The 16,548-nt window shown below is 38.9% G+C and carries 17 protein-coding genes; 16 read left to right on the top strand and 1 reads right to left on the bottom strand.

The features are described 5' to 3' along the window. Nucleotides 1-19: 19 nt before the first annotated feature. The 3 genes from yabA (at nt 20) to rsmI (ending at nt 2,223) form a co-directional block, all read left to right on the top strand. On the top strand, nt 20-388 hold the full coding sequence (yabA, locus tag NST02_RS01825) for a DNA replication initiation control protein YabA (RefSeq protein ID WP_095314424.1): 369 nt from the start codon (nt 20-22) through the stop codon (nt 386-388). Nucleotides 389-580: 192 nt separating this feature from the next. Next, nucleotides 581-1,327: a tRNA1(Val) (adenine(37)-N6)-methyltransferase gene (locus tag NST02_RS01820; RefSeq protein ID WP_137744733.1), complete on the top strand. Its 747-nt coding sequence runs from the start codon at nt 581-583 to the stop codon at nt 1,325-1,327. A gap of 20 nt (nt 1,328-1,347) precedes the next feature. Then, a complete protein-coding gene (gene rsmI / locus NST02_RS01815) occupies nt 1,348-2,223 on the top strand; it encodes a 16S rRNA (cytidine(1402)-2'-O)-methyltransferase (protein ID WP_095314428.1) in 876 nt (291 codons plus the stop codon). A 64-nt stretch (nt 2,224-2,287) separates the two neighbouring features. Here rsmI and NST02_RS01810 read toward each other — a convergent pair whose 3' ends face one another. Next, the gene (locus NST02_RS01810; protein WP_095314431.1) at nt 2,288-2,575 is read right to left on the bottom strand and encodes an AbrB/MazE/SpoVT family DNA-binding domain-containing protein; all 288 of its coding nucleotides are present in this window, start codon (nt 2,573-2,575) and stop codon (nt 2,288-2,290) included. A 533-nt stretch (nt 2,576-3,108) separates the two neighbouring features. Here NST02_RS01810 and metG point away from each other — a divergent pair. The 13 genes from metG (at nt 3,109) to glmU (ending at nt 16,539) form a co-directional block, all read left to right on the top strand. Then, the gene (gene metG / locus NST02_RS01805; RefSeq protein ID WP_340949979.1) at nt 3,109-5,058 is read left to right on the top strand and encodes a methionine--tRNA ligase; all 1,950 of its coding nucleotides are present in this window, start codon (nt 3,109-3,111) and stop codon (nt 5,056-5,058) included. 251 nt (nt 5,059-5,309) lie between these two features. Continuing rightward, a complete protein-coding gene (locus NST02_RS01800) occupies nt 5,310-6,077 on the top strand; it encodes a TatD family hydrolase (RefSeq protein WP_095314437.1) in 768 nt (255 codons plus the stop codon). Nucleotides 6,078-6,312: 235 nt separating this feature from the next. Next, a complete protein-coding gene (locus tag NST02_RS01795; protein WP_095314441.1) occupies nt 6,313-7,497 on the top strand; it encodes a G5 and 3D domain-containing protein in 1,185 nt (394 codons plus the stop codon). Between the two features lie 207 nt (nt 7,498-7,704). After that, the gene (rnmV, locus tag NST02_RS01790) at nt 7,705-8,265 is read left to right on the top strand and encodes a ribonuclease M5 (protein WP_212934509.1); all 561 of its coding nucleotides are present in this window, start codon (nt 7,705-7,707) and stop codon (nt 8,263-8,265) included. Continuing rightward, on the top strand, nt 8,258-9,136 hold the full coding sequence (gene rsmA / locus NST02_RS01785; RefSeq protein WP_095314444.1) for a 16S rRNA (adenine(1518)-N(6)/adenine(1519)-N(6))-dimethyltransferase RsmA: 879 nt from the start codon (nt 8,258-8,260) through the stop codon (nt 9,134-9,136). Before rnmV ends, rsmA begins: the two co-directional genes overlap by 8 nt. A 328-nt stretch (nt 9,137-9,464) precedes the next feature. Next, nucleotides 9,465-10,328, top strand: a complete 864-nt coding sequence (gene yabG / locus NST02_RS01780) for a sporulation peptidase YabG (protein ID WP_373315167.1) — start codon at nt 9,465-9,467, stop codon at nt 10,326-10,328. 487 nt (nt 10,329-10,815) lie between these two features. Further along, nucleotides 10,816-11,079 carry a biofilm formation stimulator Veg gene (veg, locus tag NST02_RS01775; RefSeq protein WP_095314450.1) on the top strand — a complete coding sequence of 88 codons (264 nt, stop codon included), beginning with the start codon at nt 10,816-10,818 and terminating at the stop codon, nt 11,077-11,079. Between the two features lie 226 nt (nt 11,080-11,305). Further along, the gene (locus NST02_RS01770) at nt 11,306-11,482 is read left to right on the top strand and encodes a small, acid-soluble spore protein, alpha/beta type (protein ID WP_095314452.1); all 177 of its coding nucleotides are present in this window, start codon (nt 11,306-11,308) and stop codon (nt 11,480-11,482) included. Nucleotides 11,483-11,703: 221 nt separating this feature from the next. Further along, nucleotides 11,704-12,573 (top strand): 4-(cytidine 5'-diphospho)-2-C-methyl-D-erythritol kinase, encoded by an 870-nt coding sequence (ispE, locus tag NST02_RS01765; protein ID WP_212934508.1) that lies wholly within the window; start codon nt 11,704-11,706, stop codon nt 12,571-12,573. 59 nt (nt 12,574-12,632) lie between these two features. Then, nucleotides 12,633-13,460: a pur operon repressor gene (gene purR / locus NST02_RS01760; RefSeq protein WP_095314459.1), complete on the top strand. Its 828-nt coding sequence runs from the start codon at nt 12,633-12,635 to the stop codon at nt 13,458-13,460. Between the two features lie 18 nt (nt 13,461-13,478). After that, nucleotides 13,479-13,853, top strand: a complete 375-nt coding sequence (gene ridA, locus NST02_RS01755; RefSeq protein WP_095314461.1) for a 2-iminobutanoate/2-iminopropanoate deaminase — start codon at nt 13,479-13,481, stop codon at nt 13,851-13,853. Between the two features lie 236 nt (nt 13,854-14,089). Then, a complete protein-coding gene (gene spoVG, locus NST02_RS01750; protein ID WP_003347151.1) occupies nt 14,090-14,380 on the top strand; it encodes a septation regulator SpoVG in 291 nt (96 codons plus the stop codon). A gap of 785 nt (nt 14,381-15,165) precedes the next feature. Further along, entirely contained in the window at nt 15,166-16,539 is a 1,374-nt protein-coding gene (glmU, locus tag NST02_RS01745; protein ID WP_095314463.1) for a bifunctional UDP-N-acetylglucosamine diphosphorylase/glucosamine-1-phosphate N-acetyltransferase GlmU, read from the top strand. Nucleotides 16,540-16,548: the final 9 nt, after the last annotated feature.

Here is a 16,548-nt window from a genome sequence, read left to right as displayed (position 1 = left end):
GACGATAGAGGTGGAAGGCGTGAATAAAAAGGAAATCTTTGATTCAGTGAGTAATATGGAAGTACAGATTGGGCAGCTGTATCAACAGCTTGGTGAGTTAAAAGAGCATTTAGCAGAAATTCTTGAAGAGAACAACTCATTAAAGCTAGAGAATGATCATCTAAGACGTCGGCTGGAGCATACCTCTAATGCAGGGAAAAAGAGTCAGGCTAAGCAACAAGCGAAAATTGCAGGGCAACTTGATGAGAAAGCGGTAGATATTGGGGAAGGGTATGATAATTTAGCAAGACTTTATCAGGAAGGTTTCCACATTTGTAACTTGCATTTTGGAAGCCCTCGTAAAGAAGGCGATTGTCTTTTTTGCTTATCTTTTCTTAATAAAAAGTAATTCGGGTCTTCCTTTATGAGGGAGACCATTTTTCTGCGTACAAGTTAACTTCAACGATCATTAATGCCTGTCACTCATCGTGCACTAGCCCTTGTTGAGGATAAAAAATGATAGAAGCAGGCGCATTTATTAAGGAAATACTTCAAAGGCGCTTCTAGCGTTTGATGAACTTAAAAACCTGGAGGAAAAAGAATGGTCCAATTAAAAGAAGATGAGCGTTTGGATTATTTATTGGCAGAAGATTTGCGGATTATTCAAAGTCCGTCTGTCTTTGCTTTTTCATTGGACGCTGTCTTACTAGCCAAGTTTGTTTATGTCCCGATTCAGAAAGGGAAAATTATTGATTTATGTAGCGGAAATGGTGTGATACCTCTATTTCTCAGTACGAGAACAAAAGGAGAGATAACAGGTGTTGAGATTCAGGAACGCTTGTATGATATGGCGAAGAGAAGCTTCCAGTATAATGAGCTGGATAGTCGCCTGCAGATGATTCATGGAAATATTAACGATATGCCGCAAAAATTGGGGATGGGTAAGTACGATGTCGTTACTTGCAACCCTCCTTATTTTCCAACTCCATCGAAAGAAGAAATGAATGAAAATGAGCATTTAGCTATTGCCCGTCATGAAATTTTCTGTACATTGGAGGATGCCATTCGCGTATCCAGCCAACTTGTGAAGCAAGGCGGAAAGGTGGCGTTTGTCCATCGACCCGGGAGATTATTGGATATGATTACACTGATGAGACAATATCGGTTAGAGCCTAAAAAAGTTCAATTTGTCTATCCGAAGCAAGGGAAGGAAGCCAATACGCTGTTAGTAGAAGCAATAAAAGATGGGAAGGCAGACTTGAAGATTCTCCCGCCTCTTGTTGTTTACCATGATGATAATGAGTATTCGGCTGAAATAAAGGATATCCTGTTTGGAGATAAGCAGTAAATGAGATGGGGTGTAAAAATATGTGGCAGCAAAAGAGCTTTGAAAATGAACAACAAAAGGGAATTCTATATTTAGTTCCCACACCAATTGGGAATTTAGAGGATATGAGTTTTCGGGCAGTGCGTCTTTTAAAGGAAAGTGACTATATTGCTGCAGAGGATACAAGAAACACGAAAAAGCTTTGCAATCATTTTGAGATTTCCACCCCTGTGGTGAGCTATCATGAACATAATAAAGAAGCCAGTGGAGCGAAGCTGATTGAAAGGCTTAAAGAGGGTGGGAAAATAGCGTTAGTAAGTGATGCTGGGATGCCAACGATTTCGGATCCGGGTTATGAATTAGTTGTAGCAGCAGTGAATGAACAATTAACGGTCGTTCCCCTTCCAGGAGCAAATGCTGCTTTAACAGCCCTGATTGCCTCAGGATTAGCGACGCAACCATTTTATTTTTATGGATTTTTACCTAGACAAAAGAAAGAGAAAATGAAAGAGCTGGAAGAATTGTCAAAGATGATGTCTACGCTCATTTTATATGAATCTCCGCATCGATTAAAGGAAACGCTTGAGCAACTCTATGCCGTATTTGGTGAAAGGCAAATTTCCCTTTGTCGAGAGCTAACAAAGCGGTATGAAGAATTTATTCGAGGTACTATTAGTGAAGTGATACAATGGGCATCTAATGATGAGGTTCGAGGGGAATTTTGCCTCATAATTGAAGGAAGCAATAAACGGGCAGAAGAAAAAATTACATGGTGGGAAGAGCTTTCACTTCAGGAGCATATTAAGCACTATATGACAGAACAAGGCTTTTCATCGAAAGAGGCAATTAAACAAACGGCAAAGGATCGAAATATGAATAAGAGAGATGTCTATCATGCCTACCATATCAAGGGCTAGTTGGCAAAACAAAAAGGCTTCTTAAGAAAAGAAGCCTTTACATATTGGTTTTTCAAAAAATGCCTTAAGCTTTTGTTGTTTGGAAAGCTTCTTGAATTTCTTTTAAAAGCTTTTCAGCGCCGTCACGGCTTAAAATAAGCTTGCCGTCAGCGAATGTTACATTATCATCAGAAACTTCTCCAGTAACTTGACAAGTCATGTTAGGCTTGTATTTCTTCAAAACAATGCGCTCATCATCTACATAGATTTCTAATGCGTCCTTTTCTGCAATACCTAATGTACGTCTTAACTCGATTGGAATAACCACACGACCAAGCTCATCAACCTTACGAACAATACCTGTAGATTTCATTTAAATATCTCCTCTCAATCTCCAAAAATTTTTCTCTATCTATTTCTTTTCGTCATTATTCGACAAATTTCTTTCTAGATACAATAATAACAGTTATTCCCATAAACGTCAATAATTTTATATTCATTTTTTTAGTAATTACTGGAATGTCAAAATCTATTGTTTTAAACGGTATAAGAGATTATACGAATACGTTTACTAGTTTATGGTGGTCATTTTCTTTTTTTTGAAAATTTTTTCGCAGTGGTGAAGCCGTAAAAACACAGTACGATGATAAAGGGAAGAGCAGGTTGCACATTTTCTTATTTTTATGTATATTTTGATGATAGAATAGGTAAAGATGACGAGTGTACTGGCTTTAGTTTTATCTATTTTGTAAGAGTATTCGTTTGAGTATTGTAAATGTACCCAATTTATAATCCAGTTAAACACAATTCGTCCATTTTTTTCTAAAAATATATAAATACGACTTATGAGGGATCTTCTTAAAGGAGGAACCTGATTAATCTAAATCCCTATGAGGAGGGGCCATTATAGTGGAACAAAAGAAGACATTTTATTTAACAACTCCGATTTATTACCCGAGCGGAAACCTACATATTGGTCATGCTTATACAACAGTAGCAGGCGATGCGATGGCGCGTTATAAGCGTTTGCGCGGTTATGATGTGATGTATTTAACGGGAACGGATGAGCATGGACAAAAAATTCAACAGAAGGCTCAAGAAAAAGGAGTTACTCCTCAAGAATATGTTGATGAAATTGTGGCAGGAATACAGGATCTTTGGAAAAAGCTTGATATTTCCTATGACGATTTTATTCGTACAACACAGGAGCGCCATAAAGCGGTGGTAGAAAAAATCTTTGCTCAACTGCTTGAGCAAGGGGATATATATTTAGATCAGTATGAAGGAATGTATTGTACACCGTGTGAATCCTTTTTTACCGAAAGACAACTAAATGAAGGAAAATGTCCTGATTGTGGAAGACCAGTAGAAAAGGTAAAGGAAGAGTCGTATTTCTTCAAGGTAAGTAAATATGCTGATCGTTTGCTTCAATATTATGAAGAAAATCCACAGTTCATTCAACCGGAATCTCGCAAAAATGAGATGATTAATAATTTTATTAAACCAGGGCTCGAAGATTTAGCTGTTTCTAGAACGACTTTTGACTGGGGCATTAAAGTTCCTGGTAATCCGAAGCATGTTATTTATGTATGGATTGATGCTCTTTCTAACTATATTACTGCATTAGGATACGGTACGGGAGATGAAGCGAAATTTAACAAGTATTGGCCTGCTGATTTCCATTTGGTCGGGAAGGAAATCGTTCGTTTCCATACGATTTACTGGCCTATTATGTTAATGGCATTAGACTTACCGCTCCCGAAAAAAGTATTTGCTCATGGCTGGCTATTGATGAAAGATGGGAAAATGTCTAAGTCAAAAGGAAATGTCGTTGATCCGGTTACCCTTATTGATCGCTATGGTTTAGATGCTCTAAGATATTATTTGCTTCGTGAAGTTCCGTTTGGCGCAGATGGAGTCTTTACACCTGAAGGGTTTGTTGAAAGAATCAATTTTGATTTAGCAAATGATTTAGGAAACCTCTTGAATCGAACTGTTGCAATGATCGATCGCTATTTTGATGGAAGGATTCCTGCGTATAAGGGATCAGACGGAGAATATGATAAGCAGCTTCTGCAGGTCAATCTTGACACAGTTCAAAAATATGAAGAAGCAATGGAAAATATGGAATTTTCAGTGGCATTAACTTCTCTTTGGCAGCTTGTGAGCCGAACAAACAAATATATAGATGAAACACAGCCGTGGGTATTGGCAAAAGAAGAAAAAACAGAAGCGTTAGGATCGGTAATGGCTCATTTGGCTGAGTCATTAAGAAGGGTAGCAATTATGCTACAACCGTTTTTAACAAGAACACCAAATGGCATCTTTGAGCAACTCAATGTGGAGAAAGCTTTGACAACATGGGAAAGCTTAGAGACATTCGGGGCAATTGGAGAGGGTGTCAAAGTCGCAAAAGGAAATCCGTTGTTTCCTCGTCTGGATATTGAGGAAGAGGTTGCATTTATTAAGGAAAAAATGAAAGGAAACGTTCCTGCTCCGGTCGTGGAGAAAAAAGAAGAAGTGCCCGACAGTGAAGAAATTACGATTGATGATTTCATGAAGGTTGATTTACGTGTCGCTCAGGTATTGGAAGCAGAGCCCGTGAAAAAAGCTGATAAATTACTTAAATTGCAGCTCGATTTAGGCTATGAAAAGCGTCAGGTTGTATCGGGAATTGCGCAATTTTATAAGCCGGAGGAACTTGTCGGAAGAAAAGTCGTTTGTGTTACAAATCTAAAACCAGTTAAGCTTAGAGGGGAGCTTTCACAAGGAATGATTTTGGCAGGCTCGAAGGATGGCGAACTATCGCTTGCTACCATTGCTGAATCTTTACCACTAGGTGCGCGAGTAAAGTAAAAATGTCTGCAAGGAGCATAGAAATGTTTCACGTGTAACAAACTTGCACGAAACATTTCTATGCTTTATTTTGTTTAAATAATAAATTGAATTGATACAATAAGATTATTCTAAAAAAATCACTTTCTTGCGATAATTTCTATGTTTATTTACTGTTTTTCTAAAATATTACTAGGTTGATACATGAAAAAGAAAAGAAAAAGAAAATTTTGTAACACAAAAATAATATATGAAATGAAGGGGGAATTTTGATGTTATTCGACACACACGCCCATTTAAATGCTGAACAATTTGACGAGGATTTAGAGGAAGTTATTACAAGGGCACAAGAAAATGGAGTAGAGAATATGGTCATTGTCGGATTTGATCGCCCGACGATTACAAGAGCCATGGAACTGGTAGAAAAATATGATTTTATGTATGCCAGTGTAGGCTGGCACCCAGTTGATGCCATTGATATGAATGACGAGGATTTAGCGTGGATCGAAGAGCTTTCAAGCCATCCAAAGGTGGTGGCAATTGGAGAGATGGGGCTTGATTATTATTGGGATAAGTCGCCAAGGGAGATTCAAAAAGAAGTGTTTCGAAAGCAAATTCAGCTTGCGAAAAAGGTGAATTTGCCAATTGTTATACATAATCGGGAGGCGACAGCAGATATTGTGGAGATTTTAAAAGAGGAGGGTGCCTCTGAAGTTGGAGGGATCATGCACTGTTTTAGTGGGAGTGTTGAGGTAGCTCAAGAATGCCTAAACATGAATTTCTATATTTCGCTCGGAGGACCGGTTACGTTTAAAAATGCAAGAAAACCAAAGGAAGTGGCTGAAGCCGTTCCGCTGGAAAAACTGCTAATTGAAACGGATTGTCCTTATTTAGCTCCTCATCCTTACAGAGGAAAACGAAATGAACCAGGTTATGTCAAACTTGTGGCTGAACAAATTGCAGAGTTAAAAGGGATTTCTTATGAGGAAGTTGCCCGAATTACAACGGCAAATGCAAAAAAATTATTCGCCATAAAATGATATAGAATGCTGTCGAAATACAAGGATGCTTGTCCAAATGAATTCCTATTCTAAAAAGTTCTACATGTCTCCTTTTCTTCATAGGATAACCATGTCGATAAGTCCCTCTTTCCTTTTTTGGATATATTTCGCATAATAGGGAATATGTTTGGAGGGTGGAGGGTTGACATGTGCAGGTTAAGTTCTATATAATCACTCGAGAGAGAAGGAGGCGTTTTTCATCGTAATCAAGAACATGAAAAACCTGTTTTCCAAGTCTTTGAGTAAAAAGAAATTAGCCGTTGTAGGAGCTAGTTTCGTAGTTTTTGTTGCAGCTTTTGGGTTTGTTTTCTATGAAACTACGAAAAAAACTGTAGCACTAACGCTAGACGGTCAAGAAAAGATTGTTAAAACACACGCAGGAACAATTAAAGAAGTACTGGAGGAATTAGATATTTCTCTTCACTCAGAAGACTATGTGTCTCCATCAGCCGATACGAAGGTCAAGGACAATTTAAAGGTTGAATGGAAACCAGCAAAGCAGGTTCAGATGGTTAAGGAAAACGAAAAGAAACAAGTCTGGACAACAGCTAATACGGTTGAAGAATTTTTAAAAGAGCAAAATGTTTCTTTAAACGAACATGATAAGATTCAACCAAAAATCGATACAGAGATAAAAAACGACTTACAAATCAAAATAGATAGGGCATTTTCTGTCACACTGAATGACGGTGGAAAAGAAAAGCAAGTATGGTCCACTTCGACTACGGTCGCTGACTTTTTATCACAACAAGAAATCAAGCTGAATGAATTAGACCGAGTTGAGCCGAATATGGATGAAACAGTCAAAGAAGACGCTATTATTAACGTCATTCGAGTTGAAAAGGTCACCGATGTAGTGGAAGAACCAGTTAGATTTGCTGTTGTCACGAAACAAGATAGTAAACTTGCCAAGGGAACGGAAAAAACCGTAACGAGTGGGCAAGAGGGACTGCTTAAGAAGGAATACGAAGTTGTCTTGGAAAACGGGAAAGAAGTATCCCGAAAATTACTAAAAGAGTCAACTTTGAAAGAAAAGCGTGATCAAGTTGTAGCGGTTGGAACGAAGGCCGTTGCACAAACCGTATCACGTGGGACGAATAATAATGTGAGTAGAGAATTTACAGTAAGTTCTACTGCCTACACAGCTAACTGTAATGGCTGCTCAGGTATTACCGCAACTGGATATAATTTGAAGGCAAACCCAGGCGCAAAAATCATTGCAGTCGATCCTAGAGTTATTCCTTTGGGAACAAAGGTATATGTTGAAGGATATGGCTATGCAATAGCTGCTGATACTGGATCAGCCATCAAGGGAAATAAGATTGATGTATTCTTTTCTTCCCAGTCTGCTGCTTATCGCTGGGGCAGGAAAAATGTTAAAATCAAGATCTTGAATTAAGATTGTACGCACTTATAAAAAGTCATGCTGAGCAGGGGGCATCCTCTGCTTTTTTTGTTTTTTGGCCTATTTTTCTTTACACTAATATAGACGATTAAGATTACAAAAATGTTTCAAATATATTTGTTTTTTTTCAAAAAAAATATAAGATTTTTCAGGTAGGGTTTCATTGCGTACGAATCACTGGTAAATGGATGAGGAGGATTTATGAAAATAAAAGAAATTATTGTGGTTGAAGGGAAAGATGATACAACCGCGATAAAAAGAGCGGTAGATGCAGATACGATTGAAACGAATGGTTCGGCAGTAACAATGGAAACGATCGCGCAGATTGAGCTTGCCCAAAAGACAAGAGGGGTGATCATTTTTACTGACCCTGATTATCCGGGGCAAAAAATACGACAAACCATTGCGCTCCATGTTCCTGAATGCAAGCATGCTTTTATAGCAAAGGAAGCAGCGCTTCATAAGCATGGGAGGGGAGTTGGCGTAGAGCATGCTTCTCCGGAGGAAATTCGCCGGGCATTAAAGGATGCTCATCACATGATGGATGATGCAAAAGAAATCATTACGAAAGACGATCTTATGAATGCCGGATTAGTCGGTGGACCACGTGCGAAAGCAAGAAGAGAAAAACTCGGCAAGCTGTTGAAGATCGGGTATACCAATGGTAAACAGTTGCATAAGCGGCTGCAGATGTTTCAGATAACGGAGGCAGCATTCGCAGCAGCGATTCAAGTTATTCAACAGGAGGAAAAAGATGAATAAAGATATTGCGACTCCCGTTAGAACCCGTGCGATTCTAGAAAAATACGGCTTTTCTTTTAAGAAAAGCTTGGGACAAAATTTCTTAATTGATACCAATATTCTTAATCGAATTGTTGATCACGCTAATCTTACCGATGAGTCAGGAGTTATTGAGGTAGGCCCTGGAATCGGTGCCCTTACCGAGCAGATTGCTCGCAGAAGTAAAAAGGTTGTTGCCTTTGAAATTGACCAGCGGCTACTGCCGATATTAGAAGAAACATTAGCCCCTTATGGGAATACAACTATCATCCATTCAGATGTTTTGAAAGCAGATGTTGCCTCTATGATGGCAACGGAATTTGCCGGGTTTACGGATGTCATGGTTGTTGCGAATCTCCCTTATTATGTGACGACACCAATTATTATGAAGCTGTTGGAGGAGAAGTTACCAATTCGAGGAATTGTTGTGATGCTGCAAAAAGAAGTAGCAGAAAGAATAGCAGCGAAACCAGGAACGAAGGATTACGGCTCTCTTTCCATTGCAGTTCAGTATTATACGGAGGCTGAAACCGTGATGATTGTACCGAAAACAGTTTTTGTTCCTCAGCCGAATGTGGACTCGGCCGTGATCCGCCTAACAGTTAGAACTACTCCAAAGGTGGCCGTAAAGAGCGAAGCATTCTTTTTCCAAATCACAAAAGCAAGCTTTGCCCAAAGAAGAAAGACGATTTTAAACAATTTAATTAGCCAGCTCCCTGAAGGAAAAGAGAAAAAGGAGGAAATTCTTGCTGCATTAAGCAAGGTTCATATTGAACCGACAAGAAGGGGAGAAACTTTGTCGATCGAGGAATTTGCCGTATTAAGCGATGCTCTGCTGCCGCATTTTCAATAAAACTGTTAAGTAAAGGGTGTCTAAGCAGTAATATTAGCTGCTTAGACACCCTTTAAACATGAAAGCTATTTCGCAAGCGCTGGAGCCGTTAAATGCTAATAACAAAAGAGAAAGTCGTTAAGATTGCCGTTCAAGAACATTTTTTTAAGCTATGTGATTTGACTGTGTTTTTTCTCTTACCTTTTCCTAAATGCTCCGTTAAAAGCACATGTTTTTTGTCCAATGCATATTTTAAAAAAAACAACTAGATTTTTTGTTTGTTCATCCCTCTATAAAAAGGGGGCTCTATTTGTGCTAATTGGAGTGACGTTCAGTGACGATTAACCTCATGGATGTTGTTGGGAGAATTTCTTATAAATGTGACATTTTATTCCGTGTCATCGATATTAAAGAAGAAAATGGTCGAAAAAAAGTGGTGCTGTATGGTGAGGATTTTCGTTTAATCGCGGATGCTCCCTATGAAGATCTGTTGCTGATTGACCAAATGAAGAGGATGGAACTAACGCAGGAGTTCCGTTCTTTAGAAGAGCAATCCTTTCGACTGTTTAAGCAGGATATTGATTTATTAAAGCAAAGACAGGAATACGATACGACGGAAGGCTATAAAATGAAGGTCAACTATTTTCAACTCCCCGGCCGTGTTCTTCATATCGATGGAGATCCATCTTATCTGAAAAAATGTTTAAGTCTTTATGAGAAGATCGGAATACCTGTGACTGGGATTCATTGTAATGAAAAAGAAATGCCGCAAAGAATAAGTCATCTTATCGAATATTATCGCCCAGATATATTGGTCATTACCGGACATGATGCTTACTCTAAATCAAAGGGAGCGATTGGAGATATCAACGCTTATCGGCATTCGAAGTTCTTCGTTCAAACGGTGAGAGAGGCAAGGAAAAGGATTCCGAACTTAGATCAGTTGGTGATTTTTGCTGGTGCTTGCCAATCCCATTTTGAGTCGCTCATACATGCCGGAGCTAATTTTGCCAGTTCTCCATCTCGCGTTAATATTCATGCTTTAGACCCGGTTTATATTGTCGCAAAGATTAGTTTTACCCCTTTTATGGAAAGGATTAATGTTTGGGATGTGCTGCGGAATACTTTAACAGGTGAAAAAGGACTTGGTGGTATTGAAACCAAAGGGATATTAAGAACGGGGATGCCATTTCATTCTGAAAATCAGAAGTAAAATTTCCGACAAAAAGAGATGGATTTCAACAATTTCATTGAGAGAGGTCGAGCCAAGTATTCTCGCTCCCTCTCAATGAGAAAACAAATACATATTTTTCAACATTTTTACCGTATTTTTTGCTGACATACATATTTCTGTCAAATAAGGAAAGTCTATTAAGAGAAAGTTTTTTACCGCAAAGAAGAATTATTGCTGTTTGCGTGAACGATCTTTGCTAGTGTGAAACAACAACAAGGGAGTTCTTTCTCTGACGTGAAGCTTAAGAAAGCTATTTTCGCTAATGCAATATGGAGGAAGGTTATTTTCGCTAACGCAATATTAAGGAAAGTTCTTTTTGCTACGCAAAAAAACTTTATTGTAGAAAATTAGAAAAAAATGTGGAATAAAATCTATTGACAACTATTTTTAAACACTGTTATAATTTATATTTTTATTTGACTATTTTATGTCAGTGTGTTATACTTTACACAGTGAGGTGGACCGAATGGCAAAAACGTTGATTGATATTAAGAAAGCCCTTGACTCAAACTTAGGGAAGAGATTGTTATTAAAGGCCAACGGTGGACGTAGGAAAACGATTGAACGTTCTGGTATTTTGGCTGAGACTTATCCATCCGTATTTGTGATTGAATTAGATCAGGATGAAAATGCATTTGAGCGTGTATCGTACAGCTATGCAGATGTACTTACAGAAACGGTTCAGATTACTTTCTATGAAGATACAACAGGACAGGTAGCGTTAAGCTAAAAAAGCCTATATTATTTATGCGAGCAGTGAACAATTGATGTTTACTGCTTTTTATTTGGTTTTTCTTAGAGCTATCTCAATATTATATGTTTTTGAATGTGTTTCGTACCAAATCGATGTTTACTTGATCTGAAGACAACGTTCATTTAGGATAAATTAGGCTCTCATGAAAATGAAACTCCTTATTCATAATAAGAATACGTAGTGGAGAAAGGAGTTGTTCATTTTGGGCAGAAGACGTGGAATGATGTCGGAGCAGTTTAAAGAAGAACTGGCAAAAGAGCTTGGCTTTTATGATGTTGTCCAAAAGGAAGGATGGGGCGGAATTCGTGCAAAAGATGCTGGAAATATGGTAAAAAGAGCGATAGAAATTGCTGAACAGCAATTAGCGAAAAAGCAGTAGCAAAAACGAGTTTACAACCAAATGGATTCACTACGTAAAGTCGGGGCTTTTTTGCCTCGGCTTGATTTATGGCTCTAATTTCAAGTACGTTTTTTAAAATGTCAAGATGAGCGGGTCTTATATGTATCGTTTTGTGGTAAAATAGGACAAAAAATGGAGAATCTTACTGCTTATGCGGATGCATTAGTATCAGATTGAATTTACTCAAGTAGGTGGAAGTGTTGAAGGTCTTAATAAAGGCACCAGCGAAAATAAATTTATCATTAGATGTTTTACATAAACGGCCAGATGGCTATCATGAGGTTGAAATGATTATGACAACAATCGATTTAGCAGATCGACTTGAGTTGACGCTGCTGTCAGAGGATGAAATCAAAATTGTCTCACAAAATCGTTTTGTACCAGATGATCAGCGTAATTTGGCTTACCAAGCGGCAAAGCTTTTAAAAGAAAAGTTTCATGTTAAGAAAGGCGTAAAAATTAATATAGAAAAGACGATTCCTGTTGCGGCTGGCCTTGCTGGAGGAAGCAGTGATGCAGCGGCCACCTTAAGAGGCTTGAATAAGCTATGGCAGTTGGACTTGTCTTTGGACGAGCTTGCAGAGCTCGGTGCGCAAATTGGTTCGGATGTATCGTTTTGTGTGTATGGCGGTACAGCTTTAGCGACGGGAAGAGGAGAAAAGATTAAGGAACTGCCATCACCTCCAAGCTGCTGGGTTGTTTTGGCAAAACCGCTAATAGGGGTTTCCACTGCTGATGTCTATGGCCGCCTTCAATTAAAAGACGTTGTCCATCCAAATACCGATGGTATGATTGAAGCCATTCAAAATCAGGATTTTGCCGGTGTCTGTAGAAATGTCGGAAATGTACTGGAAGGTGTCACATTGAATTTATATCCTGAGGTTGCACAGATTAAGGAGCAAATGCACCGATTTGGTGCCGATGCAGTATTGATGAGTGGAAGTGGTCCAACAGTTTTTGCGCTTGTGCAGCATGATTCAAGAATGCATCGATTATATAACGGATTGCGAGGGTTTTGTGATCAGGTTTTTGCAGTGAGATTACTAGGTGAAAGGAATCCCCTTGATTAAATCCGTATATTAATGGTATATTTACGTTAAAATATTCGGATAAAAGGAGGTTCTATCTGGTGAAATTCCGAAGAAGTGAACGTTTAATTGATATGACCCATTATTTGCTGGACCATCCAAGAGAGCTTGTCTCCCTGTCTTTCTTCTCAGAAAGGTATGGTTCCGCTAAATCTTCCATTAGTGAAGATTTAGCGATCATTAAAGAAGCCTTTGAACATAGAGGAATTGGAACACTTCAAACGGTGCCGGGAGCAGCGGGCGGGGTGAAATATTTTGTGAAAGTATCAGAATTGGAAGCGAAGCCATTTATTGATGAATTATGTCATTTAATTGCAAATCCAGATCGTCTATTGCCAGGGGGCTATTTATATATGATGGATTTGCTAGGAGATCCATCCATCGTTCAGCGAGCCGGACGGTTATTAGCATCTGCATACATAGATACGAAAATTGATGTTGTGATGACAGTTGCAACAAAGGGAATTCCGTTAGCTTATGCGGTGGCAAGCCAGTTAAATGTCCCTGTTGTTATTGTAAGAAGAGACAGTAAAGTGACGGAAGGTTCGACCGTAAGTATTAATTATGTTTCAGGTTCTTCCAAACGGATTCAAACGATGCTGCTGTCGAAGCGCAGTTTAGAAGAAGGCTCTAACGTCTTAATTGTCGATGACTTCATGAAAGCGGGCGGAACCGTTAACGGCATGATTAGCTTATTGGAAGAATTTAATGCAGCTGTAGCTGGTATTGCTGTTTTAGTAGAAGCAGAGAAAACAGAAGAACGATTAATCGATGACTATCTTTCTTTAGTGAAGCTTTCAGATGTAGATGTGAAGGAAAAAAAGATTACAGTAAGTGAAGGTAATTATTTTCAAAAAGTAGAAGTTTGATATTTGGAGGGTGAGTTTATGAAAATCGTACAAACTAATGAGGCGCCAGCAGCGATTGGACCATATTCGCAAGGGATTGTTGTTAATAACCTTTTTTATAGCTCTGGACAAATTCCGTTGACAGCGTCTGGGGACATGGTTCAAGGTGATGTGAAGGATCAAACCCATCAAGTATTTAAAAACCTTCAGGCTGTTTTAAAAGAGGCGGGAGCATCGTTAGAAACAGTTGTGAAAGCGACGGTTTTTATTAAAAATATGGATGATTTCGCAAGTATTAATGAGGTGTATGGACAGTATTTTTCAAATCATAAGCCAGCGCGTTCCTGTGTAGAAGTAGCGAGACTGCCGAAGGATGCTTTAGTAGAGATTGAGGTTATTGCCTTGGTAAAATAATGATTGAGAGGGCCTTTATGGTGTTCATAAGGGTTCTTATTTCCATCGTTTTTGTAAATGTTCAACCGAGCAAATAGGGGCGGGTTAACAAGTTCAATATTGTCTGATTCAATTGGAAGCGGATTCAATGGATCGACTCAATTTTGAAAAAATTTTCCGTTAAAAAGAAGGATAATTGGAAGTTATGTTGAATTAGTTAACTAGATTTTTATCTATTTGCAAAGGTGGTGAACAAAATGGAAGTGACAGACGTTAGACTACGCCGTGTAAATACTGATGGACGTATGAGAGCAATTGCTTCGATTACATTAGATAATGAGTTTGTCGTTCATGATATTCGTGTGATTGATGGAAATAATGGTTTGTTTGTAGCGATGCCAAGCAAACGCACTCCAGATGGAGAATTTCGAGATATTGCACATCCAATCAATTCAGGAACACGCGGTAAAATCCAAGAGGCTGTTTTGGCTGAATACCACCGTTTAGGTGAATTAGAAGTTGAATTTGAAGAAGCCGGAGCTTCGTAGGATATAGCAACAAGGGCCTACTTCATAAGTAGCGCCTTTTTTTATCGTTTAGGAACTGAGCGCCGTTCTTTAAATGAATGTGCTTTGTTTAGCATAAGCGGTCTAACTAGCTTCCCCCGCTTTCGGTGTTGCTACCGTTTCTTTTAACGAAAAATAGGTTATTTATCGTCTGGACGGCGATGAAGACAAAGGAAATTCTTATATGGTTGCGAAGGCTTGTCCTGACTTGTAAGACTAATTTGCCACTGATACTCCCTCTAACTATTTCCCCTTTTTTTAGAAGATTAAACCTCTTTTTGTTAAACAATTTTTTTAATCCTACCATTTTTGGCTTATTTTAGCTCTGACTCGATGAAACGGCAGGAGAAAATTTATTTCCCCCTTGTTTATCGAGTCAAAGGATCTTTCAGCTATGCTGAAAGCCGTAAGAAGCTGTTGTTTCTCACGAGATGAGCAAAAAAACAACATAGGCTGTTAAAAAAATTGCATAAATTCCCGCACTTCTTTTTTAGTAAAGCCTTAAAGCGTCCTTGATAATCCTATATGTCAAAAATTTGTACTTTATGGTGCGTCCTTGAAATAGTTATGTATTTAGGATATATTCTTAATGGATTATTTTTAATTTTTCGTAGTGAAATCCTTATAAATGTAAGGATCAGGAAAAATTAACACTCGGGTTTAGTGAACAAGGTATTTATATAGAACACAGGTGTTTGTGCTTGCAATCATCTTCTTCCGTGTTGAAGTGGAGTGTCCTAGAAATATGAAAAAATGGAGGACTGTCGATGTCTAAACGTTATGCGGTCATCCTAGCCGCGGGTCAAGGGACAAGGATGAGGTCAAAGTTATACAAGGTTTTACACCCTGTTTGTGGAAAACCGATGGTGCAACATGTCGTCGATCAAGTAGCGAAGCTAGATATTGACCATATCGTTACAATCATAGGGCATGGTGCAGATTTAGTGAAATCCCAACTTGGCGAACAGTGCAGCTATGCATTGCAGGAGGAACAGCTTGGTACCGCCCATGCGGTAATGCAGGCGCAAGAATTATTGGCAAATAAGGAAGGCGTTACGCTCGTTGTATGCGGTGATACCCCTTTAATTAAAGCAGAAACAATGGAGGCTCTGTTTAAACAGCATGAAGAACAAAAAGCAAAAGCTACCGTATTAACGGCCAATGCTACGGACCCAACTGGATATGGACGACTTATCCGCAATGAACAAGGGCTAGTGGAAAAAATTGTCGAGCATAAGGATGCTTCAGAATCGGAGCGAGAAGTAAAGGAAATTAATACTGGTACATATTGCTTTGATAACCAAGCATTGTTTGCAGCTTTGAAAAATGTTTCGAATGAAAATGTGCAGGGTGAATACTATTTGCCAGATGTGATTGAAATTTTGAAAAATGCTGGAGAGGTCGTGACTGCATACCAAACGGAGGATTTTGAAGAGACGTTGGGGGTTAATGACCGAGTTGCTTTATCACAAGCAGAGACGATTATGAAAAAGAGAATTAATGAAGCGCATATGCGAAATGGCGTGAGCATTATCGACCCGAATAATACATACATCGGTGCGGATGTTGAAATCGGAGCTGATACTATTATTCGACCGGGAACTGTTCTTTCAGGGAAGACGAGCATTGCGTCTGACTGCATGATTGGACCAAATAGCGAGATTTCAGATTGTCAGGTTGGAGAAGGTACGGTGATTCGTCAATCTGTCGCCCATGACAGTTTAATTGGCAACCATGTCAATATAGGTCCATTTGCCCATATTCGCCCGCAATCTACTATTCATGATGAAGTAAAAATCGGCAATTTTGTAGAAATTAAAAAGACCGTTTTCGGAAAAGGAAGCAAGGCGTCCCATTTGAGTTATATTGGGGATGCTGAAGTTGGTCAGGATGTGAATATTGGTTGCGGATCAATTACGGTTAATTATGATGGCAGAAATAAGTTTTTAACAAAAATTGAAGACGGAGCCTTTATTGGCTGTAATTCCAACTTGGTTGCTCCTGTTACAGTCGGAGCGGGGGCGTATGTTGCAGCTGGTTCAACGGTGACGCAGGATGTACCTGCAAAGGCATTGGCGATTGCCAGAACACGACAAGTGAACAAGGAAGGCTATGTGGACAAATTAAATAAATTTAAATAGGTACCAAAA

Origin of the sequence: Robertmurraya sp. FSL W8-0741, assembly GCF_038004005.1 — a bacterium.
In the GTDB taxonomy this organism is placed as follows: Bacteria; Bacillota; Bacilli; order Bacillales; family Cytobacillaceae; genus Robertmurraya; species Robertmurraya siralis.
The sequence above is the reverse complement of the archived record's forward strand: the minus strand, read 5'-3'. Positions and strand labels throughout refer to the sequence as shown.

Coding starts and splice junctions, on each gene's coding strand:
- NST02_RS01820 (WP_137744733.1), top strand. CDS start 581: ATGGTCCAATTAAAAGAAGATGAGCGTTTGGATTATTTATTGGCAGAA.
- rsmI (WP_095314428.1), top strand. CDS start 1,348: ATGTGGCAGCAAAAGAGCTTTGAAAATGAACAACAAAAGGGAATTCTA.
- NST02_RS01810 (WP_095314431.1), bottom strand. CDS start 2,575: ATGAAATCTACAGGTATTGTTCGTAAGGTTGATGAGCTTGGTCGTGTG.
- NST02_RS01800 (WP_095314437.1), top strand. CDS start 5,310: ATGTTATTCGACACACACGCCCATTTAAATGCTGAACAATTTGACGAG.
- NST02_RS01795 (WP_095314441.1), top strand. CDS start 6,313: ATGAAAAACCTGTTTTCCAAGTCTTTGAGTAAAAAGAAATTAGCCGTT.
- rnmV (WP_212934509.1), top strand. CDS start 7,705: ATGAAAATAAAAGAAATTATTGTGGTTGAAGGGAAAGATGATACAACC.
- rsmA (WP_095314444.1), top strand. CDS start 8,258: ATGAATAAAGATATTGCGACTCCCGTTAGAACCCGTGCGATTCTAGAA.
- yabG (WP_373315167.1), top strand. CDS start 9,465: ATGGATGTTGTTGGGAGAATTTCTTATAAATGTGACATTTTATTCCGT.
- veg (WP_095314450.1), top strand. CDS start 10,816: ATGGCAAAAACGTTGATTGATATTAAGAAAGCCCTTGACTCAAACTTA.
- ridA (WP_095314461.1), top strand. CDS start 13,479: ATGAAAATCGTACAAACTAATGAGGCGCCAGCAGCGATTGGACCATAT.
- spoVG (WP_003347151.1), top strand. CDS start 14,090: ATGGAAGTGACAGACGTTAGACTACGCCGTGTAAATACTGATGGACGT.
- glmU (WP_095314463.1), top strand. CDS start 15,166: ATGTCTAAACGTTATGCGGTCATCCTAGCCGCGGGTCAAGGGACAAGG.